This window comes from Streptococcus sp. ALY_208, assembly GCF_058314295.1.
This window is the reverse complement of sequence record NZ_JBZFUI010000004.1, coordinates 18983-43738: the sequence shown is the minus strand read 5'-3', so window position 1 is coordinate 43738 and position 24756 is coordinate 18983. Positions and strand designations below refer to the sequence as shown.

22 protein-coding genes are annotated in these 24756 nt (G+C 41.0%); 3 read left to right on the top strand and 19 right to left on the bottom strand.

All coding sequences use genetic code 11. The features are described 5' to 3' along the window. Nucleotides 1–20 precede the first annotated feature (20 nt). The 5 genes from AC4HAI_RS04840 to malQ form a co-directional block, all read right to left on the bottom strand. Nucleotides 21–734 (bottom strand): ABC transporter permease, encoded by a 714-nt coding sequence (locus tag AC4HAI_RS04840; protein WP_491078539.1) that lies wholly within the window; start codon nt 732–734, stop codon nt 21–23. Continuing rightward, nucleotides 727–1572: an ABC transporter ATP-binding protein gene (locus AC4HAI_RS04835; RefSeq protein WP_491078540.1), complete on the bottom strand. Its 846-nt coding sequence runs from the start codon at nt 1570–1572 to the stop codon at nt 727–729. The genes AC4HAI_RS04840 and AC4HAI_RS04835 overlap by 8 nt, the downstream gene beginning before the upstream one ends. A 254-nt stretch (nt 1573–1826) precedes the next feature. Further along, nucleotides 1827–4001, bottom strand: a complete 2175-nt coding sequence (locus AC4HAI_RS04830) for a PTS transporter subunit IIBC (RefSeq protein ID WP_491078541.1) — start codon at nt 3999–4001, stop codon at nt 1827–1829. A 52-nt stretch (nt 4002–4053) separates the two neighbouring features. Next, on the bottom strand, nt 4054–4845 hold the full coding sequence (locus AC4HAI_RS04825; protein ID WP_491078542.1) for an endonuclease/exonuclease/phosphatase family protein: 792 nt from the start codon (nt 4843–4845) through the stop codon (nt 4054–4056). 128 nt (nt 4846–4973) lie between these two features. After that, complete coding sequence (gene malQ / locus AC4HAI_RS04820; protein ID WP_491110648.1) at nt 4974–6467, bottom strand: 4-alpha-glucanotransferase; 1494 nt, start codon at nt 6465–6467, stop codon at nt 4974–4976. A gap of 198 nt (nt 6468–6665) precedes the next feature. Between malQ and AC4HAI_RS04815 the strand changes: the two genes are divergently transcribed. After that, nucleotides 6666–7397, top strand: coding sequence for a UTRA domain-containing protein (locus tag AC4HAI_RS04815; protein ID WP_491078544.1), 732 nt, complete (start codon nt 6666–6668; stop codon nt 7395–7397). A 98-nt stretch (nt 7398–7495) separates the two neighbouring features. On the opposite strand, the gene AC4HAI_RS04810 is transcribed toward AC4HAI_RS04815, so the two are convergent. Further along, nucleotides 7496–8788: an adenylosuccinate synthase gene (locus tag AC4HAI_RS04810; protein ID WP_491078545.1), complete on the bottom strand. Its 1293-nt coding sequence runs from the start codon at nt 8786–8788 to the stop codon at nt 7496–7498. Between the two features lie 320 nt (nt 8789–9108). Next, complete coding sequence (locus AC4HAI_RS04805; protein WP_491078546.1) at nt 9109–9879, bottom strand: carbonic anhydrase; 771 nt, start codon at nt 9877–9879, stop codon at nt 9109–9111. 215 nt (nt 9880–10094) lie between these two features. On the opposite strand from AC4HAI_RS04805, the gene gshAB reads away from it, so the two are divergent. Continuing rightward, nucleotides 10095–12347, top strand: a complete 2253-nt coding sequence (gshAB, locus tag AC4HAI_RS04800; protein WP_491110647.1) for a bifunctional glutamate--cysteine ligase GshA/glutathione synthetase GshB — start codon at nt 10095–10097, stop codon at nt 12345–12347. 103 nt (nt 12348–12450) lie between these two features. On the opposite strand, the gene AC4HAI_RS04795 is transcribed toward gshAB, so the two are convergent. The 9 genes from AC4HAI_RS04795 to nusG form a co-directional block, all read right to left on the bottom strand. Continuing rightward, entirely contained in the window at nt 12451–12795 is a 345-nt protein-coding gene (locus AC4HAI_RS04795) for a DUF6568 family protein (RefSeq protein ID WP_491078548.1), read from the bottom strand. A 119-nt stretch (nt 12796–12914) separates the two neighbouring features. Then, nucleotides 12915–14258, bottom strand: coding sequence for a PTS cellobiose transporter subunit IIC (celB, locus tag AC4HAI_RS04790; RefSeq protein WP_491078549.1), 1344 nt, complete (start codon nt 14256–14258; stop codon nt 12915–12917). Nucleotides 14259–14289: 31 nt separating this feature from the next. Next, the gene (locus tag AC4HAI_RS04785; protein ID WP_491110646.1) at nt 14290–14802 is read right to left on the bottom strand and encodes a hypothetical protein; all 513 of its coding nucleotides are present in this window, start codon (nt 14800–14802) and stop codon (nt 14290–14292) included. Nucleotides 14803–14815: 13 nt separating this feature from the next. Further along, nucleotides 14816–15130, bottom strand: coding sequence for a PTS cellobiose transporter subunit IIA (locus AC4HAI_RS04780; protein ID WP_491078551.1), 315 nt, complete (start codon nt 15128–15130; stop codon nt 14816–14818). Between the two features lie 4 nt (nt 15131–15134). After that, nucleotides 15135–17120, bottom strand: coding sequence for a BglG family transcription antiterminator (locus tag AC4HAI_RS04775; RefSeq protein ID WP_491110645.1), 1986 nt, complete (start codon nt 17118–17120; stop codon nt 15135–15137). A gap of 23 nt (nt 17121–17143) precedes the next feature. Beyond that, complete coding sequence (locus AC4HAI_RS04770) at nt 17144–17461, bottom strand: PTS cellobiose transporter subunit IIB (protein ID WP_491110644.1); 318 nt, start codon at nt 17459–17461, stop codon at nt 17144–17146. Nucleotides 17462–17656: 195 nt separating this feature from the next. Next, complete coding sequence (locus AC4HAI_RS04765; protein WP_491078553.1) at nt 17657–17998, bottom strand: hypothetical protein; 342 nt, start codon at nt 17996–17998, stop codon at nt 17657–17659. A 77-nt stretch (nt 17999–18075) separates the two neighbouring features. Beyond that, nucleotides 18076–19509, bottom strand: coding sequence for a 6-phospho-beta-glucosidase (locus tag AC4HAI_RS04760; protein ID WP_491110642.1), 1434 nt, complete (start codon nt 19507–19509; stop codon nt 18076–18078). 238 nt (nt 19510–19747) lie between these two features. Further along, entirely contained in the window at nt 19748–20287 is a 540-nt protein-coding gene (gene nusG / locus AC4HAI_RS04755; RefSeq protein WP_491078555.1) for a transcription termination/antitermination protein NusG, read from the bottom strand. Between the two features lie 237 nt (nt 20288–20524). On the opposite strand from nusG, the gene AC4HAI_RS04750 reads away from it, so the two are divergent. After that, complete coding sequence (locus AC4HAI_RS04750; RefSeq protein WP_491110641.1) at nt 20525–21703, top strand: hypothetical protein; 1179 nt, start codon at nt 20525–20527, stop codon at nt 21701–21703. A gap of 112 nt (nt 21704–21815) precedes the next feature. Here the strand turns inward: AC4HAI_RS04750 and secE are convergent, their stop codons facing one another. The 3 genes from secE to pbp2a form a co-directional block, all read right to left on the bottom strand. Continuing rightward, nucleotides 21816–22004 (bottom strand): preprotein translocase subunit SecE, encoded by a 189-nt coding sequence (gene secE / locus AC4HAI_RS04745; protein WP_491078557.1) that lies wholly within the window; start codon nt 22002–22004, stop codon nt 21816–21818. Between the two features lie 30 nt (nt 22005–22034). After that, the gene (gene rpmG, locus AC4HAI_RS04740) at nt 22035–22187 is read right to left on the bottom strand and encodes a 50S ribosomal protein L33 (RefSeq protein WP_491078558.1); all 153 of its coding nucleotides are present in this window, start codon (nt 22185–22187) and stop codon (nt 22035–22037) included. 184 nt (nt 22188–22371) lie between these two features. Then, nucleotides 22372–24690 carry a penicillin-binding protein PBP2A gene (gene pbp2a / locus AC4HAI_RS04735; RefSeq protein WP_491110640.1) on the bottom strand — a complete coding sequence of 773 codons (2319 nt, stop codon included), beginning with the start codon at nt 24688–24690 and terminating at the stop codon, nt 22372–22374. Between the last annotated feature and the right edge of the window lie 66 nt (nt 24691–24756).

Below are 24756 nucleotides of genomic sequence, written 5' to 3'. Positions count from 1 at the left end.
CCTTTCAATATTTCACTTTCTCAATTTTTCTTTTGTTGTCTGGCTACTACAATAATTAATGCTAAAAGCATCAAGAGCCACACAAGTAAACTTGACGTTTGTAAAGTAGCACGATGCCAAGAAAAATCTTCCCATTTAGTAAAAAATTTGGTAAATAATCCCATAAAACTGTAATCTGTTACCTTAGCGGCAGTTTTATCCATACTAGAGAACATCGGTAAGAAAGCTGAAATTAGCATGGTCGGAACCGTGACAACTTGGGCCATAACTTGTGATTTCACAACTAATCCTAGTAATAAGTAAAGAAGTACAATTGCTAAAGCTGTGAGGCCGCCAATAGCCCAATAATTCACTAAATTATCAATAGGTACATCCAAAATAACCGGAGTAAGCGTCAGGTAGACTATTGTTAAGACTAGGGGGACAACTAATGTCGATAGAAGATACTCATTAGTCCTAACTCCACTGAGTAACAATGTCTTTAGAGTTTTCTTTTCCTTTTCATCTGCTAAAATAGTTAGAATTGGGCTGCCTACAGCTAAGACAATGGCAAAAGGAATACAAAGCGTTAGATAAGCAAGGCCTATTTGATCCTTTGGACCGGACTGACTGTCTATTATAAACCGGTAAAGGTAAATCAGGGCTACAGGCATAAGTACCTGTAAGAGAACACTTTTATTAGATAGAATAATCTGACAGCGCAACCAAAGAAGGGCCGTAAATTGTCTAATCATTGAGTTTTCCTCCTGTTAATTGAATAAAAATATCTTCTAATGTTGGCTCACAAGAATGGATGGTCACTATTTTTTCGCCATCATTAACCATGACTTGACCTAGTTCAGTAAAATCTAAAGTTCTTTCTGAGCCGTCTTCATAACTCAATTTAACTCGCTTGTCCTGATTATATTTCCGGATTAGGTCTTTGGGACTCCCTTGTTCAACTAATCTCCCTTCATTAAGCAAAGCTAAATTATCACAAAGCAAGGTCGCTTCATTCATGTCATGAGTTGTTAAAAAGATTGTTGTCCCAGATTCTTTTAGCTCTAGAATCAGCTCATGGATGGCCTGAGAGGTTGCCGGATCAAGACCTGAAGTTGGTTCATCAAGAAATAGAACTCGAGGTTGGTTCATCAAGGCACGAGCTAGAAGCATCCGCTGTTTCATACCTGTTGAGAGTTTTTCAGCAACTGTCTTGCGGCTGTCATAGAGACCAACCCGCTTGAGGAGATCATCGATAGCAGCTTTATCTATTCCATAATATTTAGCATAAAAAATCAGGTTATTATAAAGGGTCATTTTTTCATAAAAGCCAGTAGTATCACCAACTAAACCAATTTTCCCTAATTCTTTACTTGTTAATTTATGGGAATTTCGTCCTAAAATTGAGGACTGACCGCTATCTTCTCTTAACTGTCCTGTCAAAATATTGATTGTAGTCGTCTTTCCTGAACCCGAAGGTCCAAGAAATCCAAAAATTTGACCCTTTTCAATCGAAAAACGAATGTCATCGAGGGCAACAGTCTTACTAAACGTTTTTCTAATGTCCTGAGCAACAATAACTGAAGTATTCATACATGTTCCTTTCTTAACGGTATGGCGTTATTATAAAGAAAGGGGAACAAAAAGAAAACGACATTCTTGTCGGCTACATGGATGCCCCATTGAAATTTATTATTACAATTCAAACTCTCTGATGTGTCTTTATTTTTTAACAAACCTAGAATGCAGATTATTTCTTATTTCGAATGACTTAAAAACGAGGCCACATCTATTTTGACCTCGTTAGTAAATCTGTTTATTAGAATAGTAATTATGCTATTTTTTCTCTAAATTTCAACCTGAGCAGCTACTGTTTGAGCTGGTTGATTCCCGAGGTTTTCAAGGGTTACTGACTTAACTTCTGCTGCGTTAGTGAAGACAACCATGATTGTTTTTTCTTTTCCTGCGGCTTCAAGAGCTGATAGATCCGCAACAGCAAGTAGTTCACCAGCTTCAACACGCTGACCTTGGCTTACTTTAGGAGAGAACGGCAATCCATTTAGACTGACAGTATCAATTCCGATATGGACAAGCACTTCAAGACCATTGTCCGTTAAGAGACCGTAAGCATGTTTTGTGGGGAAAATACTAGTCACAACACCTGATACGGGTGAATAGACAGTGCCATCAGTTGGTTCTACTGCAAATCCATCTCCCATCATTTTACCAGAGAAGACTGGATCTTTAACTTGATCAATTGGAATAATCTCACCACTTGCTACTGAAAGTACGGTTTCTGTAATGCCTTTGAAGTCATTTTCAGGAGCACTTACTTCTTCTTTCTTAGAGAAGTCAACAACTGGGATACGAGCTCCTGAATCAAGAAGATCTTGAATATCTGTCTTGAGACCATCAGCTTTAGGTCCATAAACGGCTTGCACGCCATGACCTTGGGTGACTAAACCAAGGGCTCCGGCCTTCTTCCAGTCAGTCTCAGATCCAACCTGTGCCATGTCTTTAACAGTCACACGCAAACGTGTCATACAGGCATCAACATCTTCAATGTTATCTTGTCCCCCTAGAAGGTTAATGATTTGAACAATTTGTGAATCAGCAGAAATACCGGCTTCAGTATTATTAGCATGGATAGCTTCGTCTACTTCTTCACTATCATAGTTACCATTGCGCCCTGAGGTTGCAAGATTAAATTTTTTAATCATAAAGTTAGCCATAAAGTAAGAAGCAAATCCAAAGAGAGTTGTAACCCAGATGAAGTTGATCACATCAAGGCCTAGGCCAGCTTTGATCGCCATCGGCGTCCTAGTCAAAAGCTCAATATTACCAAATGAATGAAGACGCAGAGGGACTAAATCTGCCACTGCAAAGGCTAATCCTTGGATGACAGCATAAACCAAATAAAGTGGTATAGCCGCAAACATAAACATATATTCCAGTGGTTCTGTTACACCTGTTAGGAAGGTCGCTGCTGCAGCAGAGATAAACATAGACTTATACTTTTTCTTCTTATCAGGATCAACATTGCGATACATAGCGATCGTCATTCCCATCAAGATCCCTGAAGAACCGATCATTTGACCAACTTTGAAGCGAGCTGGGGTCACAGTAGTCAGCAGTTCATGATATTTAGTAGGATCTGATCCTTTGAGGTGGATCAAATCGGTAACCCAAGCCAACCATAAGGGATCTTGTCCCAGTACGTCTTTACCAGTTGTAATAGAATGGTAGGTTCCACCTAATTGTGTATAGTTCATTGGAATTGTCAGCATGTGGTGCAAACCAAACGGCAACAAGAGCCGCTCCAGAGTCCCATAAAGGAATGGCGCAATAAAAGGAGCAGTATCTTGTGAGTTAGCCAACCATTGACCAAAGCTATTGATAGCAGACTGGACAAGGGGCCAGAATATAGCTAATAAAAGTCCCACAATAGCAGAGCGAATAATAACAATAAAGGGAACAAAGCGCTTTCCATTGAAAAATGTTAATACATCCGGTAATTTACGGAAATTGTAGTATTTATTGAAAGCTGTCGCACCGACAAAACCTGCAATAATACCAACAAAGACCCCCATGTTAAGGGCAGGTTGGTTAAGCACATTGATAAAGTAGTCTGGTACATGCATAGCACCGCCAAAAACATTATGAACCACCGCTTTATCATCAGCTAGCATATCAGTGGTTACGCCATAGAAATTACCCGTAATCAGGTTAATCAATATGAAGGCAATCCCAGCAGAGAAAGCACCACCCGCACGCTCTTTTGCCCAACTACCTCCAATAGCTAGTGCAAAAAGCAAATGCAAATTATTTAGGAAGCCCCAACCTATCTGGGCAATCAAGTTAGTAACTTGCACCCAGATAGCATTGTTGGGAGCTATTAGGGCAAGAGAGTTCCCAATACTGATCATCAGTCCTGCAGCCGGCATAACTGCAATAACAACCATTAAGCACTTCCCGAATTTTTGCCAAAATTCGAAACTGGCTAAATTTTTTATAACCTTCATATTATTCTCCTTATATTGTTATATTATCTAAGCAAATTTTATTCAAACAAGATCAAATGGACAGCATAACTTCAACGCCGAAGTGGTCAGATACGACGGGGTAATTTTTATGGTTGAAGATGACTCGACTGGATTGGACAGGAACCTTATGACTGACAAAAATATAGTCTAAGCGTTTATCATTTTGCTGCTCTTTCCAGCCATCAATTCCCTGAGACACTGTCACACCGTCATCTCTATCCTGCGCCAGCAAATAGGTATCTAGCAGACCATATTCTAAGATATGGTGATAATCTGCTGTATTGCCAAGGGCATCTGTATTAAAGTCGCCCATAAAAATTTTAAGACCTCCAAAGTCTGAATGATTGACTAGCCGATTGAGATTATCACTTTGAGTTTCCGTTTTGCTAGTCGGAAGGTTCATGTGGCAGCTATAAATTTCAACTGGAGTTCCTTCCACATCGACCTTGAGTCGGATAATTTTCCGAGAATCAATCGTGTCAACACTTTGGCTTTTAGAGGTATAAAAATCTTCAACATCTAAAACTTTATACTTAGTTAGAAGCGCAAGGCCTTCATCGTAGCGACCATAACCAATATGAGAATTGGTCCAATGGTAGGTATAATCACTGACTCCTCGCTCTGCTATCAAGGATTGTAAAATCAGTCCGTAATTATCTTCTTTAAGAATCTCTGTGACTTTTGAAGAAGAGATTTTTTGATTAACTTCTTGAAGCGCAATAACATCGTACTTATTTTCAACAATAGTATCTGCTAGAATAGATAATTTTCGATCTTGCTCCTCTTCTAACCAGGCATGAACATTCAGCGTCAGAAGTTTCATCCTCAGTCCTCCTTGTAAGGTATCACCGTTTGCCAATCAAAATTTTAGCTGAATCATTCTTAAAGATAGGCTGAACTTTCTAAATATGACAGTTTCTTTTCCCCTAGATCCTGTGAGTGACATATGGCTTAGCCTCTGTGATAACGCTCTGTAATAGCTTTTAGGAACTCTTTTCGATCTTGTGTTAAGTGGTCCTTAGTCATGCGCCATTTCCAATTATGGCCAACGGTGTTGGGGGTATTCATCCGACTAGAGCTTGGCAAATCCAACACATCTTGCATGGTTGCGATAACCACATCGCTGACTGTGGCATAAAGTGTGCGTAGCAGGGCTTGGCTGATAGGTTCACCAGGCGCGCGATGTGTATATTCGTCTGTATAAACTTTTGCCTGGTCCGATAAACTTTCATACCAGCCACGGATCACATCATTATCATGTGTACCCGTGTAGGCTATGGCATTTGCCGTATAAAAATGCGGTAAATCCCTGTTTTCTGGATCTGGTCCCTGTAGTCCAAATTGAACAATCTTCATACCAGGAAATCCTGTATCTGACAATAACCGATTGGCTTTATCATCAATATAGCCTAGATTTTCGGCAATAATAGGAGCTTGACCCAAGGCTGAATCGATAGCCTGGAACAAGTCATAACCTGGCCCTGGTTGCCAGGTACCATACCTTGCCGTATCATACTTAGCATCAACCTGCCAAAAATCTGAGAACCCCTTAAAATGATCAATACGAATAACGTCATATAGTTTAAGACTTTCTTGGACACGATAGATCCACCAGGCAAAGCCACTCGCTTGATGCGCCGACCAATCATAGATGGGATTGCCCCAGTACTGTCCTTCATCACTGAATTCATCAGCTGGAACACCTGCTACATAAACTGGGCAACGTTCCTGATCTAGCTTAAATAACTCTGGTTTCGTCCAAACTTCCACACTGTCAGCCGATACATAGATTGGCATATCTCCAATGATCTCAATGCCTGACTCATTAGCATATTTTTTTAAAGCACCCCATTGGGTAAAGAAAAAATACTGAGCCACTTTATGGTAAGTAATAGTATCTGCTAGCTTTTCACGGAGGTCGTTCATTGTTGAGGGGTCTCTTAGAATGGCTGACTTGTCATCCCATTGTTGCAATGCCTTTTGACCAAAATATTCTTTAAAAGCCATAAATTCAGCATAATCGTCAAGCCAAGCATTGTTTTTCTCTTCAAAATCTGCTAATCTGGATAGGTTCTCTTGAGCAGCCAGAAAGTTAGCTGCTGCCTCTTCTAAAAGCGGACGGCGACTAACAAATAAGCGACCGTAATCTACAGATTCAGGATTGTCACCATAATCCGCCGCTTCCAGATCTGCCTGACTGATCCATCCTTGCTGACTCAATATATCTAAATCAATAAGATTCGTATTGCCTGCCACTGCCGAAAAGGATTGGTAGGGTGAATCCCCATAGCTTGTTGTTGTCAATGGTAAGATTTGCCAGTAGCTCTGCTTGGTTTCTGCTAAGAAATCTACAAAGTCGTAGGCCGCTTGACCAAAAGAGCCTATCCCTCTTGCACCCGGTAGTGATGTGATGTGCATCAAGATACCGCTTCTACGTTTCCCCATTTGTCACCTCCAGCAAGTCACTCTTGCTTCTCTTTTATTTGTATACAACCAATTATACTGGAAGCGCTTTCTTTAGTCAATGAGTTTTCCGTAATTCTTTTTTGTTGTTTTATCTTTATTACGTATATTTTTTGGGTTTCTACTATTTGATACGTAATTTTATAGATTTTTATAAGTCTGTTATGCTAGAATCAGACCATGGATAATAAAGTTAATGTACCCAAAAGTAAATACAGACAAGTCTATGAAGATATTAAGGAGCAAATTGAGAACGGCAGTCTCCAGCCTAATCAAGAGCTTCAAACAGAAAATGATCTGATGGAAATTTATGGCTTTTCTAAAGACACTATTCGAAAGGCCTTATCCCTATTAGAATTAGATGGTTACATTCAAAAAATGAGAGGGCGTAATTCCATTGTTATGGAACACGGACGTACCAAAAACAATTACCTCTCTGAAATCAAGACATCTGATGAGCTTAACAAAGATTCTCAGTTAGATATTAAAACACAGCTGGATAGTCTCTACATTGTTCAGGGTGAGCAAGAGATCATGGAGGTTTTCAAGGTTGATGACAGCATCGATTTCTATCGTGTAGGACGTCGGCGCTTGATCAACGACGAACGTATCGAATTTGAGCTCTCCTATTTTGATAGACGGCTTGTGCCTTATCTCAATAAAGAGATTGCGGAGAAATCTATCTATCGGCATTTAGAAAATGAACTCGGCTTGCACATCACTCATGCTCGTCGTGAAATTTCCTTTCGTTTTGCGACTGAAGAGGAACAGGCTAATATGGATCTAGGTGACTTTAAAATGGTAGCTGTTGTAACCAGTTGGACTCATCTTTCAAATGGACAACTTTTCCAGTACGGCTCTATCAGCTATCGACCTGATAAATTTACTTTCGTCACAATGGCCAAGCGATGAACTTATAAACGAACAAATACCGCCAGATAATCACTTTCTGGCGGTATTTTTATTTTGTATCTTTTGCTTTGCATCACTCAGGGGCTTTGTATCTTGGTTTAGATATTTGCCCAGACGCTTTCTAAAATATTGGTTTGGTCTCGGTCTGGTCCAACCGATAAGGTAGAGATACGAACGCCAACAAGTTCACCGACACGACGAACGTAGTTACGTGCATTCTCTGGAAGTTCATCCAGACTGCGACAGCCTGTGATATCCTCTGACCAGCCTGGCAGTTCCTCATAGATAGGTTTACAACGTTTGAGTTGCTCCAAGCTAGCAGGATAGTGATCGATGCGCTGACCATCAAGATCATAAGCTACGCAGATTTTAACGGTAGCAAGCCCCGAAAGGACATCGATCGAATTGAGGGATAGATTGGTAATTCCTGATACTCGACGACTGTGGCGCATAACAACCGAATCAAACCAGCCAACTCGGCGAGGACGACCTGTAGTTGTCCCGTATTCGTGACCGATTTCACGGATACGATCACCAGTCTCATCGTTTAGTTCAGTTGGGAAAGGCCCATCACCAACACGACTTGTGTAGGCTTTGCAGACACCAACCACCTTATTGATTTTGCTTGGTCCTACACCAGAGCCAATCGTCACGCCACCAGCTACTGGATTAGATGAGGTAACAAAGGGATAAGTCCCTTGATCGATGTCCAGCATGACCCCTTGGGCTCCCTCAAAGAGCACGCGCTTGCCACTGTCTAAGGCATCGTTCAGGATAACAGACGTATCTGTCACATATTTCTTGATCTGTTGACCGTAGTCGTAATATTCTTGGAAGATAGACTCAAAGGCCAGAGCATCGCTCTCATACATTTTTTCAAAGAGGCGATTTTTTTCTGCTAGATTGATCTTCAAGCGCTCTGCAAAAATATCTTTATCCAATAGATCTGCCATACGGATTCCAATACGAGCCGCCTTATCCATATAAGCAGGGCCGATCCCCTTATTGGTGGTTCCGATTTTATTATCTCCTTTAGAAGCTTCTTGAAGCTGATCTAACTTGATATGGTAGGGCAAGATAATATGGGCACGGTCAGATATACGTAGATTATCGGTTGTGACCCCTTGGTTATGAAGATAGTCCAGTTCCTCAACTAGGGACTTTGGATTGATGACCACACCATTACCAATGACAGCTAATTTTTCAGAAAAGAAGATCCCTGAAGGAATCAGGTGGAGCTTAAAGGTTTTACCATCGATGACGATGGTGTGCCCTGCATTATCCCCTCCTTGGTAGCGGGCGATGACCTCAGCATCCTGGCTCAAAAAGTCCGTAATTTTTCCTTTACCTTCATCCCCCCACTGGGTTCCAACAACTACTACTGATGTCATACTATTCTATTGGGCAACTCTTGATAGAAGCTCCCTCACCTTTCTAGATATAAAGTGGTAGATTTCGTACCTACTCATTTTTACAAACACCTTATTATAGCAAAAATTCTAACACTTTTCCAAGAATACAGCGAAATCGACTATAAATATTAACCAAATCTGCGTATGCTCCTCATTTTCAAGCAAAAACCGAACATTCGTCTTGTCCTTACTTTTCTTGGCAAGAAGGCTGTAAGGTGCAAGAGAGTCTAATAAATCTTGGAGGAGGGTAAGGAGCCTGGGGCTTCGTTCTAGCCTCCGATGCTAGTTGAACCCTACCCTCATTCTTTGATTTCTCGACCGTTTGTGGGTTGGATGGGGCGAGCATTTTTGAAGCCTAGAGTTTTTGAAAACTTCTTAACCTGTGCTTTACTAATTGATTTTTGCTCTTTGAAGACAATCCAGTTGACACCTTCCGTACAGGGTGGCGTTGTGAGTGACCCTTCGAAGTTATAGTAGTCATGACTAGCAGGGTAAAAGGCACTGAGGTCTAAATGATCTGAAAGAGGGATTTTCTTATCAACTTTATTAGTCATCTTGTCCCAGACGGCTTTTAGCTCTTTATTTTCCTTGCCATACTGATAGAGAACAGAGACCACTGTCATCTCTCCTTGATCCGTCTTGTAGACAAAGTGACCTTCTAGAGGGTAGGTCTTTCCGTCAATGTGATTTTCGCTAGGATTATGAAAATGGAATTGCTCTAATTTATAGACCTTGTTTGCGATAGTCAGAGTGTCCTTACCACCTTTAACTTCCACTTCAATCGTGTGCCCATTATCTTCTACTGAAGCTTGGGAATCTTTATAATCTAAATCGAGCTTTGGAAGATCTAGGTCCTTGGCTCCAGTAATATCGATAGGCGATTGGCCGTCGCCATTTCCTTGATAGTCTTTGAGATTAAGCTCTCCCCAGTGATCTGGACCAGTTGCTCCAGAATAGCCCCACTGCGCTTCCTTAGCTGTTACCTGTTTATGGGGGAAATTGACAACTGCTAGGCTGACAAGTAGGGTAATCAAAACTAGAGCAAAGATGAGATATTTCTTTCTTGACATCAGTATTCTCCTTTATACCTGAGATATGTTTCTATTCTAGCACTTTGCAAAACTTTTTCCAGAATTTATTTTCATATGAATCTATTTGCTCCGAACAAATGTTCGGATATTGCTGCTAGTCTTAGAGAGGGATAGCGAAAAGTTGAGTTTAACTGCCCATCTGGTGTATAGTAAAGTCGTTTAGACTACTGTTTTATTTTAAGGAGACTACGCCTATGACAATTAACCAAATCTTACAAGAAAGCTCTGCTGACTTAGCGATTCTTGAGGGATCCTTTGGTCTGGAAAGAGAGGCACTGAGAATCAATCGGCAAGATCACCAGCTCTCTGAGCTCCAACATCCTAAAGTCTTAGGAAGTCGGAATTTCCATCCTTACATCCAAACGGATTATAGTGAGGCACAGATTGAACTCATCACACCAGTGACTCATTCAACTAAGGAAGCTAGGCGTTTTTTAAAGGGCATTACTGATGTTGCCGGACGCTCTATTGATCGCTCCGAATATTTGTGGCCCTTATCCATGCCACCTAGGATTGAGGAGTCTGCTATTGTCATTGCTCAGCTAGAGGATACATTTGAATACCATTATCGCCAGCATTTAGCTGACACATATGGGAAAAAACTGCAGTCTATCTCTGGAATTCACTATAATTTTGGTCTGGGAGAAGATCTTATGCAGAAACTCTTTGAGCAGAGCGGCTATAGCGATCTCCTGGCTTTCAAAAATGCTCTCTATCTTAAGCTGGCTCAAAATTTTATCAAGTACCACTGGCTGCTGACCTATTTATATGGTGCCAGCCCTATTGCGGAAAAAGGATTTTTTGATAGCTCTCTAGAGTCAGCTGTTCGCTCTATTCGAAACAGTTCATTGGGCTATGTCAATAAATCAGATATCAGTGTTTCATACAGTAGTTTGGAGCAGTATGTCACTGATATTGAGGCCTGCGTCGCAGATGGCCGCTTAATCGCTGAGAAAGAGTTTTATTCGCCCGTGCGTTTACGCGGAGCCAAGCGCAGTCGAGACTTTCTGACGCAAGGGATTACCTATCTGGAATTTCGTTGCTTTGACCTCGATCCCTTTGATCCCTTAGGTATCAGCCAAGCCACCTTGGATACTATGCACCTCTTCATCCTAGCTTTACTCTGGCTAGACCAGCCTAAACAGGTCGACAAAGAGCTTGAGCAAGCTAGAGAACTGAATGACACTATCGCTAAGGCTGGACCTTTGGAACCTCTGCCTGAAGCAGCTGATCCAGAGATTATCCTTACGGCTATGCGAGAACTTATTTCTCATTTCCAACTGCCAGATCGCTATGGGCAACTTTTATCTGACATCGAACATCAACTCGCTAACCCTGAGCTGACAGTAGCCGGACGTCTGAGCCAAAACATCACTAGCCTGTCCTTGGAGACTCTAGGGCGTCAACAAGGACAGACTTACAGCGATTTAGCTTGGCAGGCGCCTTACGCACTCAAGGGCTTTGAAAGCATGGAACTCTCAACTCAGCTCATCATGTTTGATGCTATCCAAAAGGGGCTGTCACTTGAAATTTTAGATGAAAGCGATCAATTCCTCAAATTAAGTTTTGGCGATCATATCGAATATGTCAAAAATGGCAATATGACTGCTAGGGATAACTATGTAACACCCTTGGTTATGGAAAATAAAACGGTCACCAAAAAAATTCTGCAACAAGCTGGCTTTCCGGTACCAGGTGGCTATGAATTTCATGACTTAGATGAGGCTCTCCAGTATTTTGCGCATTTTCGCCAAAAGGCTATTGTCATCAAGCCTAAGAGTACAAATTTTGGTTTGGGTATCTCAATTTTTAAGGAAGGCGTCAGCCGAGACGATTATATCAAGGCTGTACAGCTAGCCCTGGCTGAGGATGATAGTATCTTAGTTGAAGACTATGTTGCTGGAACCGAGTATCGTTTCTTCGTATTGGAGGGAGAAACCTTAGCTGTCCTCCAAAGGCAGCCTGCTCATGTGATCGGAGATGGTCATTCTACTATAGAAGAGCTCGTTGCTATCAAAAACCGTAACCCACTAAGGGGAACGGGACATCGCTCTCCTCTTGAAAAGATTCAGCTAGGAGAGATTGAACGGCTCATGCTGGAGCAGCAAGGTTACACACAGCATAGTATTCCAGATCAGGATAAGCGTGTTTATTTGCGGGAAAACTCCAATATCTCAACGGGGGGAGATTCGGTTGATATGACTGAGCAGATGCATCCTAGTTATCTAAAGCTGGCCGCTCAAATGGCGGATGCCGTAGGGGCTTGGGTCTGCGGGGTTGATCTGATCATCCCTGACTACAAGCAAGCATTTTCACCACAATCGCCTAATGCAACCTGCATTGAACTTAATTTCAACCCTCTCATGTATATGCACACCTACTGTGCTCAAGGACCAGGACAGGTTGTCTCAACTCGAGTCATTGAAAAGCTTTTTCCAGAATTGTAAAAATATCATAAAAAAGGCTGAGACAAAGTTCTCAGCCTTATTATATGGTCACTTTTATTTGCTACAAGACATTGATTTATAAACTTATCTTTATAGCTTGGGACTAGGCGATGAAGTCTTGAATATCTTCTGGTGCCAAGGATGAGTCACAGACAACCTTTACAGAGCCATCTTGTGCAACCAAAAGTCCTGGAACTGTCGCCACACCGTAGCGCTGGCGTAGAGCTTGGATTTCCTCAAATTGACTCATATCTTCACTGTGTAAATAGTATACCTTAGCGCCACTTTCTTCAATGACCTGACCTAATTTAGGTGCAAAACGTTGGCAAAATGGACAAGTTGGGCGACCGATAAAGAGAATAAATTTCTCTTTTGCATCAATTTTCTCACGGGCAGCAAGTGCTGTAATAGGCTCCATCAGGGCAACAGCTTGATCAAATGTTAACATAAGAGTACCTCACTTTAGTTATTGGTTTTATCATAAACCAAGCCAGAAGGAATTGCAATTTTTTGCTACGATGGTATAAAAAGAGATGGACTTTCTGTCCATCTCCAAATATTGTCAACTTACTGTGCTTCTTGTTCTTCTTTCAGAAGTTTATTGTCATACATTTTGATGAATGGATACCATACTATAAAGGCAGCGATAGCACAGACAATTGCTGTCAAGAAGGCTCCAAAAGCTCCTGAACCTGGTGCTCCAATAAAGGCATTAAGTCCAACAGGAGTTGGCCAAGGAGATTGCGAAATGGAGAAGCCTGCAAAGCCTAGTTTAACTGACCAGTAGCCAATTGAAGCGCTAACAATCGGAGCAATGATAAATGGAAGTGCTAAAAGCGGATTGTACACAATCGGCATACCAAAAATTAATGGCTCATTAATATTGAAAACGGCAGGTCCTAAAGATGCACGCCCAAGCAGTTTTAGCTGTGGTGCTTTAGCTAAGAAAGCAATATAGAAGCAAAGAAGTAATGTTGCACCTGAACCACCAATAGTAACATATGAATTGGTAAACTCACCAGCAAAAGCAATATGAGAACCATGGGCATTTTCAGCCATATTGGTCAAAAGTATTGGGTTAACAAGCCCCATGACGATATTAGCGCCGTGAATACCTACGATCCACAATGCGTGTACAAGAAGATAAATGACTACTATACCCAACCAACTATTTGTAATATTACGAACGAAAGCAAAGGGAATGGCGATCACCTGATAAATATCTGTTCCAAGGGCGATAAAAGCACCATTGATGACAAGAATAGCAACAGCAACGACACCAGCTGGAATCAATGCTGAGAATGAGCGTGACACACCTTCTGGTACCGCATCAGGCATTTTAACAACCCAATTACGATTGATACAAAGTCTATATAATTGTACGGCTAATATGGACATTAGGATAGCTGTAAACATACCAGCAGTAGATAAGCGATCTAGACTATTACTACCAATTGTCCATCCATTGATAGTAGCACCTTTAACGTTCAGATAGTCAAATGCTCCCTTAGAAACAATTAATTGTGGTATTGTTAGGAAGAAGGCGAAGACAGAAAGGAGTGCTCCGTAAACAGGGTCAACATTTTCTCCATTTTCTTCAGCGTAAATTTTAGTGTACTCATGGCCAATAACAATGGCAAAATAGAGCGATAAAATCCCCATCGTACAATTATAGCCTTGCAAATACAAAGGTGCAATTTTATCAAAAGATCCCGCCCAGATGTCTTTCAAAAAAGTCAACATGGGGAAAGCTTGTGGAATAACACTAATTACGAGAAACATTGATCCTACAATGGTGAAAGGGATAGAAGCCATCCCTGCAGCGACGATAGCACGAACAGGCCGCCAAGTGGATACAATACTCATCGGTCCCATTAGGTATTTTTCTAAGAATTCAAACACTTTATTCATCTCGAACCTCCTTAAAGTGTGAAATAATATACTATTTAATACTTGCTAGATATTCTTGAATGCGATAATACTGCCGATCTGTTTTTTGATTGATTCGATACAGTTTTCTTAACATCCATACAGATATTAATATTCCTAACATTAAAATAATAATAATAAACAAACGAGCGGTTACATTACTTGAGAGAAAAGGGAAAAAATATCTGTGCTGATTAAATAGTGCTAGTAAAATTAATACACTATTGACAGCAATATTAATATAAAAATAATTTTGTGTTATACGAGCAGGTTTTTGCTCACGTGTGTACATCTGGTACTGTTCCCACGTACAAATAGCTCCCATACCGCCTAGTAGTATAGGCAAAAATGACATACCCAATTTATGTGATGATGACAATAATAGAAACCAATAAAGATTGGCAAAGAAGAAAAAGACAACTGTATAGCGTATCAAAAAATAACGTGTGTAGTACATGTTTTTGATTCCATTTTCTTTTCTCAGGTTATCAATTTTTGCTTTTTCTCCATTCGTCAAGGCGGCCATAGCTTCCCTCCTCTTAGTCAATTTTTTTATACAACTCAAGCATTTCCAAGGCTACTTCCCGCAGGGTCATGGTTGTCATCAAGTGATCCTGAGCGTGTACCATGATAATTTCTACCTTGATGTCTGTACCACTAGCATACTCTTGTAGCAGATCAGTCTGTGACTGGTGAGCTTTTAAGAATTCTTCATTTGCTTGATCTAATTTTTTTTCGGCAAGGTCATAATCTCCTTGTCGCATAGCGTCAAAGGCTTCATGGACAATAGCACGCGCATTCCCAGAATTGAGGATGATTTCAAATGCGGCAACCTGTAACTCTTCTGTATTCATACCTTTAATTCCTTTCTCCTAATTGTAAAAATAGCGCTTTAAACTCTTCAAAAGTTTGGCAGGTCAAGATTTTAGACTGTAGTTCCGATTGATCAACTAAGTCGGCAATACTGCTAGCAATGATCGGCAAGGCATCATTTTCATAGACAGACATAGAAATCAAAAATATCAGTCGAATCCTTGGATAATCACCGCTCCACTGTAACCCTTGACGAACAAGGGCGACAGCCACACGATGCTTGGTCCCAACCGCTTTCAGCGGATGGGGAACTGCTATGCTATCGCTAAAAACTACCGAGCTCATCAGCTCCCTTTGCTTAACCATCTCTAACATCCGACTTTCAAAGTGATGACCTTCATAGTCAGCAATGCTATGGATAAGCTGGGTGATAACCTTCTCTTTCTCAGCATTATCAAAAATGAAGAAGGATTCTTTTGCAAAAAATTCATCAAAAACTTGCTCTAATGAGCTATGATCTTTCTTTGTGATATGACTGATGCGTTTCTTTTGTTGAAAACCAGCAATTTCTTGCCTGATATGACTAATCTCCTCATCATCTAAAAACACAGATACTGTAAATACTGGAATGTTGAAAATAAGGGTGGAGAGATCAATCGATGAAACAATAAAATCAATGCCTTCTAGCTTTTCATCACTAATCTCGTAGTAGCCAATAACATCAAGGATACGGACGATATTTCCCAATTCGTTTTCAATACGGCTTTTGAGCATTTGGGCGCTGCCATAACCTGTTGCACAAATAACGAGGATATTGTATTTGGTATGCTCTTTGTAGCGTTCTTTAGCCGCCATGAAATGAAGAGCGATGTAAGCCAATTCATCTTTTGATACAGAAAACTGGCTGAAGGCCGGCATGAGCGACAAGGTCTTTTCAGCCAGTTGATACATATCTGGATATTTGTTCTCAATCTCATCCGTCAGCGGATTATCTAAGACTACCTCGTTTTCCAAGCGTATCAGCATGGTTGAGAGATGGGATAGCAGGCCTTCGATCAACTGAAAATCATTTTTGACAGCTGGATTTAGTGTATCGATGGCTGCCAGCAACTCTTCTCGAATACGATCTTCCTGCTCCTGGACGATGTGATTGGCATTAGCTTGCTTTTTCGTTACTAAATGTAGGGTGATGTAATCGACTTCCTCACTGGGAAAATCGATCCCTGTCACCAAGCTGATTCTATCTAGGATACGCTGGGCAATTTTTCGCTCATAGCGGTCAGCAATATCGACTGCCTCGGTAAGTTTACTAATCTTGAACCCTTCGGTAATTCGACGAATCGCTAGAGCAATGTGAATGACTAAGTTTTGAATAACATAATCGGAGAGCTTTAATTCTCCTTCTCGGCATTCATCAAGAACGATAATCGTGAGTTCTTCAAAGCTAATCTTTTGACTCAATAGATCATTATCAACGTAGGTATGCAGGGTATTAACGAATCCCGAACTGATGAAATAATCCATGATAAAGCGTCTCTTATCACGTTCACTACCAGTGATATAAACACCTCTATTAGGCTTACTCTCAATTTTTAGATGGTAGGGAGTAAATTTTTCACGAATTTTTTTAAAATCACTGGACAAGGTTGAACGGCTGACATAGAGCTCATCAGCTAAATCATCAAAGTAAATTTCATTTTGCTCAAAAAGAAGTTTATTGAGTAAATAGTTGTAACGGTCGTTGATATCAGAGACTTCCCTATAAGGAAGCTGGGATAGATTGAGATGCTGCTCCTCCAAAAAATCAGAGAATTCTTCATCATCTAAAATATCCAATTTATATCCATGTCCCTGCTTTGAGGTCAACTCTAACCTAGGGTAGGCAGATAGCTTATCCACTAAGGATTTGTAGTAGGTCCGAATCGTTCTATCTGAACACTCAAGTTGATCAGCCAATTCTTGACTGGTTGTATAGTGATCCTTGTTTTTAATAAGAATCTGGAGAATTTGTCTTTCACGTTTGTTCAGCATGAGACACTCTCCTCTCACTAAATTTAGATATTTTCCTTAACCAAGGCTGCCATTTTCTCAATTCCCATTGGAATAGGGATATAGGCTTGTGGAGGAATTTGAACGATAGGCTTGTTCTTTTTAGCAGCAGCATCTGCCAACTGCTTGAAATTCATTTTTGTCTGAGGGCTGACCAGATAGAGGTCGTATTTATCTGCTTCAATGCGTTTTTGACCTTCTGGCACACCAACGGCATCCATTTCAATGTCTTCTCCCTGTTCTTGCAACATGGTCATTGTCTTTTTAGCGATCATGGAAGAAGACATACCACCTGCACAAATAATCAAAGCTTGTTTTGTCATAACATGAGGCTCCTTTTCGTTTATTTCTAGTTTCATTATATAACAGCGCTTTCAATATATGCATAGCTACTTTTTCCGTATCCCAGCGGAAAATATCTCTATTGATACGGAAACTTTGGAAATCTATTTCTTTAAAATTTCCGCTAAAAAAGACCAACTTTTTCAGTTGGTCTTTTGCCTTTATAATAAGTCCACTTAAACAACCTGCCGGTAAGTGATGATAACGTTTTTGAGCTTAAGCTGATATTCTTGCATGATTAACTGCCGCAATTTAACATCATTGATGGTTGATGCAACGACAAAACCATCTGGCGTTTCATATTTTATGGATAAAACATTCATCAGATTGGCATTTTGGCGAATATCCGGCTTATCAGTTTCCTTAAAACTAATGAAGTATGTGCTCGTCAGCTTGCCATTTTTCCCCTGATAGGTCGGCGTGGTTATTCTTTTTCTTACCCACAAAACAAGGTAAACCATTAGGACTAGTATAGCAATGGCAAGTAAGCTATTCAAAATAGTATGCCACATAAACATCACCCTTCCTTCTCTGACTATTTTTAGAAGCCATTCAGATGGATTATAGTCTTAGATTTAATAACGCATCTAGCAGACTATAAGTGTTCTCCATTTGAAGCAATGACCTCTTTATACCAGTTGAATGATTGCTTAGGTGAACGGGCATAGGTTCCTGTGCCATCATCATGTTTGTCCACATAAATAAAACCATAGCGCTTGCGCATTTCCCCTGTTCCTGCAGATACAAGGTCGATACAGCCCCAAGGTGTGTAGCCCATGAGATCAACACCGTCTTCATCAACAGCCTTAATCATCTGTTCAATATGGGCCTTTAGGTAATCAATCCGATAATCATCATGTACCATGCCATCCTCTGCCACTTGGTCAATAGCACCAAAACCATTTTCTACAATAAAGAGCGGCAGGTGATACATATCAGTAAACCAGTTGAGAGCATAACGCAGGCCTTCAGGATCAATCTGCCAGTCCCATTCGGATGCTTTAACGTAGTTATTTTTGACCAAGTCTTCCGTTTCCAGATAGTCATAATGTGGGTTATTTGGACGGTGACTGTCAATGGCAAAGGACATGTAGTAGCTAAAGCCGATATAATCAACGGTTCCAGCTAATAAGTCTTTCTTATCTTGGTCAGTCACATCAACATCAATGCCTTTACGTTCCCAGTATTTTAGGATGTGTTCTGGATAATAGCCATGCACATGTACATCAGCAAAGTAATAACGCTTTTGCATGGCTTTTTGCGCCATCAAAACATCAGATGGCTTACAGGTTGCCGGATAGATAGGGCACATGGCAATCATGCAACCAATCTGCAAGTCAGGATTAATCTCATGACCAATCTTGACCGCACGCGCAGACGCTACCAATTCATAGTGGGCTGCTCTGTACATAATAGCTTCACGGTCATCGCCTTCTTTATAGACAATACCTGAATTAGTAAAAGGTGCAAAATCTTCTTGATAATTGGCTTGGTTGTTGATTTCATTGAAGGTCATCCAGTATTTGACCTTGTCTTTATAACGACGGAAACAAACTTCTGCAAAGCGAACAAAGAAATCAATAACCTTGCGGTTGGTAAAGCCACCATATTCAGTAACCAGATGATAAGGCAACTCAAAATGCGACAGGGTCACAACCGGCTCTATACCATATTTGAGACATTCATCAAAGAGGTCATCATAAAACTGCAGGCCTGCTTCATTGGGCTCAGTTTCATTCCCATTTGGAAAGATGCGGGTCCAAGCAATAGAGGTCCGGAAACATTTAAAGCCCATTTCTGCGAAGAGTTTGATATCTTCCTTGTAGCGGTGATAAAAATCAATGGCCTCATGATTGGGGTAGTATTTGCCTTCAATCACACCATCAGTGATCTCACGTGGAACACCATGCCGGCCTGCTGTCATGACATCAGCAACGGAAATTCCCTTGCCGCCTTCCTGCCAGCCACCTTCCAATTGATGGGCTGCTACTGCACCACCCCATAAAAAATCTTTTGGTAATCTAGACATTTTTCCCTCCTGATACTAAAAACTTTGTTAGGCGGAGGTCCATAACGGTTACCTCTGCCATTTCATCTCAATTATAGGAGGAAAAAGTAAGAATGACCATATATATTTTTTCCTCACTTCTAAGGAAATTTATGTTTTTTTCTGCTCTATAAAAAGAGTCTGAAGCAAAAGCTCCAAACTCTTTGATAGTGTTTTACAGTTACTGGACTAGCACAGAGAACTTTTTGCCCACTCACTCTTATAGTTCTGCGATTTGATAAAGCTCTACTTCAGCTGCTGTTTCTGAGCCAAACATATTGATCATAATTTTGACCTTGTTGTTTTCAATCTCAGTAACACGTCCTTCTTGTCCCATAAAGGCTCCGTCAATGATTTGAACAACATCACCAACCTTAATATTGGTATCAATGACATCGACTGTTTGCCCCATGGATAGAAGGATGGCACGGATTTCCTCCTCCAAAAGAGGTGTTGGTTTTGAGCGGTTACCATGAGAGCCTACAAAACCAGTGACATTTGGTGTATTACGGACAACAAACCAGGCTTCATCCGTCATGACCATCTCAACAAGAACGTAGCCAGGGAAACGATTTTCTTCGATTTCCTTGGTTTGTCCATTTTTTTCAACATTGACTGTCTGAGTCGGTATCTCGACACGTAGGATATTTTCTGTCATATTGTAAGTCTGCGCACGTTGCAAAAGATTTTCTTTTACTTTATTTTCGTAACCTGAGTAGGTTTGAAGGACAAACCAGCCCTTATCAAATGAGTCTAACATTGGCATTTCCTTTCATAATAAAAAAGCCTTTTAGGGCTTTCTTTTTTCTTTGCCACTATTATAACATAGATTGGTCTTTTTTACATTTTTAATTTTCTTAAAAAATGGTATAATGCTACAGTATGTATCAAAGAGAACCAGCTGTAGACTCAGCTGCCGCTCTAAGATCCAGCTCAAAGCTATAAGCTATATAACTTTTTGAGTAGATTTTGTTTGTTTTACAAGGAGACTATAGAGATGATGAATGAAAAAGAATGGGTTGAGTTTTTCGAACTGATCAACGGTCGTAAACCTAGTCCTGCTGATTTTGAACAGGGAAGACTTGCTGGGGAGTTTACGCCGGATGCTCAGTCAAACTCGCAAACAGCACCTATCCAGGAAGCTGAGACCCCAGCACCTGCAAGCCCTAAAATGACACAGCCTGCTGCCCAAGCACCAGCAGAGCCTGTCAGTCCTGCCAACACACCAGTATCTCCACAGGTCAATCCCAATCCTGCAGTTTCTAATCCAGGAGCTGCCCCACAGGTATTTGCTACTAACCAGCAGGCAAACCCTAACATGACTTTTCAGTCAGCACCTGCGCCTAAAGCTCCTAATAAGTTTATGAGTTTCTTCAAAAAGAAACCTGGTAAAAAAGGCTGGCCTTTATGGCTCAATCTTACCTTGACTGCCGTTGTGGTTATCCTTATGATCTTTCTGGGTATCTTTGCCTCCAGAAGTCAAAGAAAAGCAGATGTTCAGAACATCAGTGGTGATTGGCAATTAAAAGAGGCTTCTATCTACAAGGATGATGATTGGGACAGCTTCTATAAAAATGGTAGTATTAATACTGAAGATGAAGATGACTATGACTATCTCGAAGCTAACTTCTATGTGACGGAAGATAATGACACCTTGAAGTTTTATGGCGGTTATGATGTATCAGAATTTCTTGATGAACTAGGTGATTACTATGATGAGTCTGATACTGTTTCAGAACTTAAAAAGCTAGATCCAACATTCGTAACCCCTTATTTCTCTGTTCCTAGCCACCCTAGCTTGGAGATGACCATCCACTCTGAGGATCATAGTCTCGGTGTTCGTGCTGATGACAATGATTACAAGGAGTATCTCCCTCTCTATGTTTACGCTAAGGAAGAATCAGATGCGGATGCTTACGATGGCGATATCGAAGAACTAGAGGCAAAATATTTTATGATAGACGGTGATTTGACTATCGTCTACTACGAAGATGATGATCCGGTCTATATGGAACGTTATGAGGCTTTATCTAAGTCTAATGCTAATAAAATTAAAAAAGATGCAAAAGATCACAGTAGATCATTTTCAGACTGGGAAAAAGGACCTACTACCGGTGATAGCGATAGCGACGACTCTATATCAGACAAAGAACGCAGTGCTTTCCAAGCCGGATAAGCTTACATTACTAAAAAACAACCACTCGATAAAATCGGGTGGTTGTTTTAGTTCTCTTATCGATAAAGAAAAGCCCTAGAAAGATTGAACAAACTAGGGCTTTTAGTCATTTTTAAAATGGTAGGTTGATATTGGTTAATAGATAGTCCATGGCAAATCGTAAACCGAAATCAAAGGCATATATGATTGCCGTAAAGAAGGCCGTATACTCAATAACAGCTATAAAATCAATCCAACGTTGCTTTGGCGATGGCCAGTTCGTCTCTTCTAAAATCTGAAAAATTCCAGCAATAAATTTCACGGTATCTCCCCTTTATGTGTCCCTCAGTTATCAGCGCGTTTCCTTGTGCAGGGTATAGCGCTGACAATGCTTACAGTACTTATTGACTTCTAAGCGTCTTGGTTTTGGAGTGCTGCTCACGCTGATCGAGTAATTACGGGACCCACACTCTGAGCAGGCCAAGCTTGCTTTTTTCTGCGCCATGACAACCTCCAATGTTTCTCTATCTCTCTAGAAAACCCTTAGTCAGAACCAATAGTTCCCTTTAAGCTTTTCCAGTAAAAGATATCTCAAGCTTTATCTTGTTTATTGTAGCATGAATGACCAAAGGGTGCAAGGGGGACAGTGCACTATTGCTCTCACTAGTAGAGCTGAGTTAGGCTAGGTGCTAGCTAAACAAGCCGGTAAAACTGTCCCAAGCATCCTTGGCTTTATCGATTATTCCTGAGTCTTCCACAGCTTTACCAACCTTATCTTTGGCGTCATTAGCTGCATCACCGATACGGTCGACGATTCCTTTGGACTCTTGATTGTTTTCATTGCTATTTTGGCTATTAGGATCATAGGTTAGCTCTTGGCCGTCTGTCATATAAGCGTTCTGCTGTTTAAACTGAGTGCCCTTGGTATAAGGCAGAATGTAGCTGGCTACCTGGCTAAACACGGCATCTGATGAGCTGTAATCGCCAACGATATAGTGATTTTTATCAGTATGTTCAAAGCCGACCCATTGAGCAATCACCACATCTGGTGTATAGCCGATCACCCATTCGTCACTGACCAAGTCCTTATTGAAATCAGTCTCTGTTGTCCCTGTTTTACCAGCCATAGTGTAGCCATAGGCATTAGCATTGACCGCTGTCCCGTTAGAAAAGGTTCCTAGCATCATGCTGTTTAGCTTATCACTGACTGACTTGCTGATGACACGTGACGAAGCTGACTTGTACTCGACCAAGGGCTTACCAGACGCCGTCTCGATACGGGTAATAAAGTGACTTTCATTCATCACACCATTGTTGGCAAAGGTTGAGTAGGCTTGAGCCATTTCTAGAGGATTGGTCGTCACACTTCCTCCCAGTGCTACTCCTAGATTCTTGGGAACCTTATCCATATTTAGGCCAAATTTCTTCCCATAGTCAAAGGCTGTGCTGACCCCCATCTCATTGAGCAGATAGACAGCAGGGATATTGTAGGAATTGGCCAAAGCTTGGTACATAGGCGTTGTTTCAGACTCATAGCCATTATAATTTTCAGGGGTATAGCCCTGATAGTCCCGCACCGTATTTGGCAAGTCTTCATCAATATCATAGCCTTCAGCTACGGCTGGTGAGTAGACCACTAGAGGTTTGATGGTTGAGCCGGGGCTACGTTGCGATTGTGTAGCATAGTTGTAGGAACGAAAGGTCGGGTCACTGACATCGCCGATACGTCCGACTAATCCACGGACACCTCCGCTTGATGGATCTACAGCAACACTAGCTGACTGGGCTGTACTGCCATCGTAGACAGATGTTGGAAATAGGGAGGTCTGGGCATAGACAGTCTGCATTCCCTGTTGATAATTGGTATCTAATTCGGTATAGATCTTATATCCATTGTTTAGGATATCTTTTTCTGAGATGCCATATTTATTAATGGCTTCATTGACCACCGCATCAAAGTAAGATGGATAGTTGTACTCCTCAATTTTACCAGCATAATCGTCTGATAGCCGAGAATTCATGTCAACGGCTTGGAAACTCTTGGCATCGCCTTCTTTCAAATACCCAGCAGCCATCATATTTTGGAGGACGGTATCTCGCCGATTGGAAGCATTTTCCAAGGAGTTCAGAGGGTTATACATTTCTGGCCCTTTAAGCATCCCAGCTAGAGTGGCAGCTTCATCAGTCGTCAGATTAGCCGCACTGGTACCAAAGTACTTGTGACTGGCGTCTTCGACCCCCCATATTCCATTTCCGAAGTAGGCATTGTTCAGATACATGGTCAAGATCTGATTCTTATTGTATTTTTTATTGATTTCTACTGCTAGGAAAAATTCCTTGGCCTTACGTGTTACCGTTTGTTCTTGGCTGAGGTAGGCATTTTTGGCTAGCTGCTGGGTGATAGTGGATCCCCCACCGAACTTACCGCCTGTCAAAACGGCTAAAAAGAAACGTTTGTAGTTAATACCACTATTTTTGTAGAAAGAGCGATCCTCGGTGGCTATGACTGCCTTTTCCAAATCATCAGAAATCTGATCTAACTCAACATAAGTTCCCTTATTTCCCATCAGATCCCCAGCTTTTTGACCATTTTTATCATAGATAACGGTTGAGGATTTGAGAGATTCTTGCAGATCAGAGACATTGGTTGTCTTTGCCAGATAAAAAAGATAGGCTGCTATAAAGAGCACCAGGGAGGTCAGAGCGATCACTAAAATTTTAGTGATCTGATAGCGTCTCCAGAAGCGTCGGATCCAAGACTGCCTGTCTGGGATGATCACCTTAAGAAAGGACAGCTTGGGGTGCTTATCAATAAATTTATCAAGGCGTGACTGGTGTTTATGGCCTTGACTGCGATGATAAGGACTTTCTTCGACTTGGAGTGACTCTAATCTTTGTGTCATACTCAGTTCATCACTGGGCTCCTGCTCAAGCGTTTTTTCTTCTTTGTTAAAAATTTTTTGGCCAAGAGTTTGGCTTATTTTTTTGATACGGTCTAAAAACTTCATAGCTTTATTATAGCAAGAAACTCCTGAAATCTAGGAGGAAAACCTCTTTTATGATAAAATCAGACC

What these genes read in the sequence shown, in the direction of transcription:
- AC4HAI_RS04840 (WP_491078539.1), bottom strand. Translation starts at nt 734, where the DNA reads ATGATTAGACAATTTACGGCCCTTCTTTGGTTGCGCTGTCAGATTATT.
- AC4HAI_RS04835 (WP_491078540.1), bottom strand. Translation starts at nt 1,572, where the DNA reads ATGAATACTTCAGTTATTGTTGCTCAGGACATTAGAAAAACGTTTAGT.
- AC4HAI_RS04830 (WP_491078541.1), bottom strand. Translation starts at nt 4,001, where the DNA reads ATGAAGGTTATAAAAAATTTAGCCAGTTTCGAATTTTGGCAAAAATTC.
- AC4HAI_RS04825 (WP_491078542.1), bottom strand. Translation starts at nt 4,845, where the DNA reads ATGAAACTTCTGACGCTGAATGTTCATGCCTGGTTAGAAGAGGAGCAA.
- malQ (WP_491110648.1), bottom strand. Translation starts at nt 6,467, where the DNA reads ATGGGGAAACGTAGAAGCGGTATCTTGATGCACATCACATCACTACCG.
- AC4HAI_RS04815 (WP_491078544.1), top strand. Translation starts at nt 6,666, where the DNA reads ATGGATAATAAAGTTAATGTACCCAAAAGTAAATACAGACAAGTCTAT.
- AC4HAI_RS04810 (WP_491078545.1), bottom strand. Translation starts at nt 8,788, where the DNA reads ATGACATCAGTAGTAGTTGTTGGAACCCAGTGGGGGGATGAAGGTAAA.
- AC4HAI_RS04805 (WP_491078546.1), bottom strand. Translation starts at nt 9,879, where the DNA reads ATGTCAAGAAAGAAATATCTCATCTTTGCTCTAGTTTTGATTACCCTA.
- gshAB (WP_491110647.1), top strand. Translation starts at nt 10,095, where the DNA reads ATGACAATTAACCAAATCTTACAAGAAAGCTCTGCTGACTTAGCGATT.
- AC4HAI_RS04795 (WP_491078548.1), bottom strand. Translation starts at nt 12,795, where the DNA reads ATGTTAACATTTGATCAAGCTGTTGCCCTGATGGAGCCTATTACAGCA.
- celB (WP_491078549.1), bottom strand. Translation starts at nt 14,258, where the DNA reads ATGAATAAAGTGTTTGAATTCTTAGAAAAATACCTAATGGGACCGATG.
- AC4HAI_RS04785 (WP_491110646.1), bottom strand. Translation starts at nt 14,802, where the DNA reads ATGGCCGCCTTGACGAATGGAGAAAAAGCAAAAATTGATAACCTGAGA.
- AC4HAI_RS04780 (WP_491078551.1), bottom strand. Translation starts at nt 15,130, where the DNA reads ATGAATACAGAAGAGTTACAGGTTGCCGCATTTGAAATCATCCTCAAT.
- AC4HAI_RS04775 (WP_491110645.1), bottom strand. Translation starts at nt 17,120, where the DNA reads ATGCTGAACAAACGTGAAAGACAAATTCTCCAGATTCTTATTAAAAAC.
- AC4HAI_RS04770 (WP_491110644.1), bottom strand. Translation starts at nt 17,461, where the DNA reads ATGACAAAACAAGCTTTGATTATTTGTGCAGGTGGTATGTCTTCTTCC.
- AC4HAI_RS04765 (WP_491078553.1), bottom strand. Translation starts at nt 17,998, where the DNA reads ATGTTTATGTGGCATACTATTTTGAATAGCTTACTTGCCATTGCTATA.
- AC4HAI_RS04760 (WP_491110642.1), bottom strand. Translation starts at nt 19,509, where the DNA reads ATGTCTAGATTACCAAAAGATTTTTTATGGGGTGGTGCAGTAGCAGCC.
- nusG (WP_491078555.1), bottom strand. Translation starts at nt 20,287, where the DNA reads ATGTTAGACTCATTTGATAAGGGCTGGTTTGTCCTTCAAACCTACTCA.
- AC4HAI_RS04750 (WP_491110641.1), top strand. Translation starts at nt 20,525, where the DNA reads ATGATGAATGAAAAAGAATGGGTTGAGTTTTTCGAACTGATCAACGGT.
- rpmG (WP_491078558.1), bottom strand. Translation starts at nt 22,187, where the DNA reads ATGGCGCAGAAAAAAGCAAGCTTGGCCTGCTCAGAGTGTGGGTCCCGT.
- pbp2a (WP_491110640.1), bottom strand. Translation starts at nt 24,690, where the DNA reads ATGAAGTTTTTAGACCGTATCAAAAAAATAAGCCAAACTCTTGGCCAA.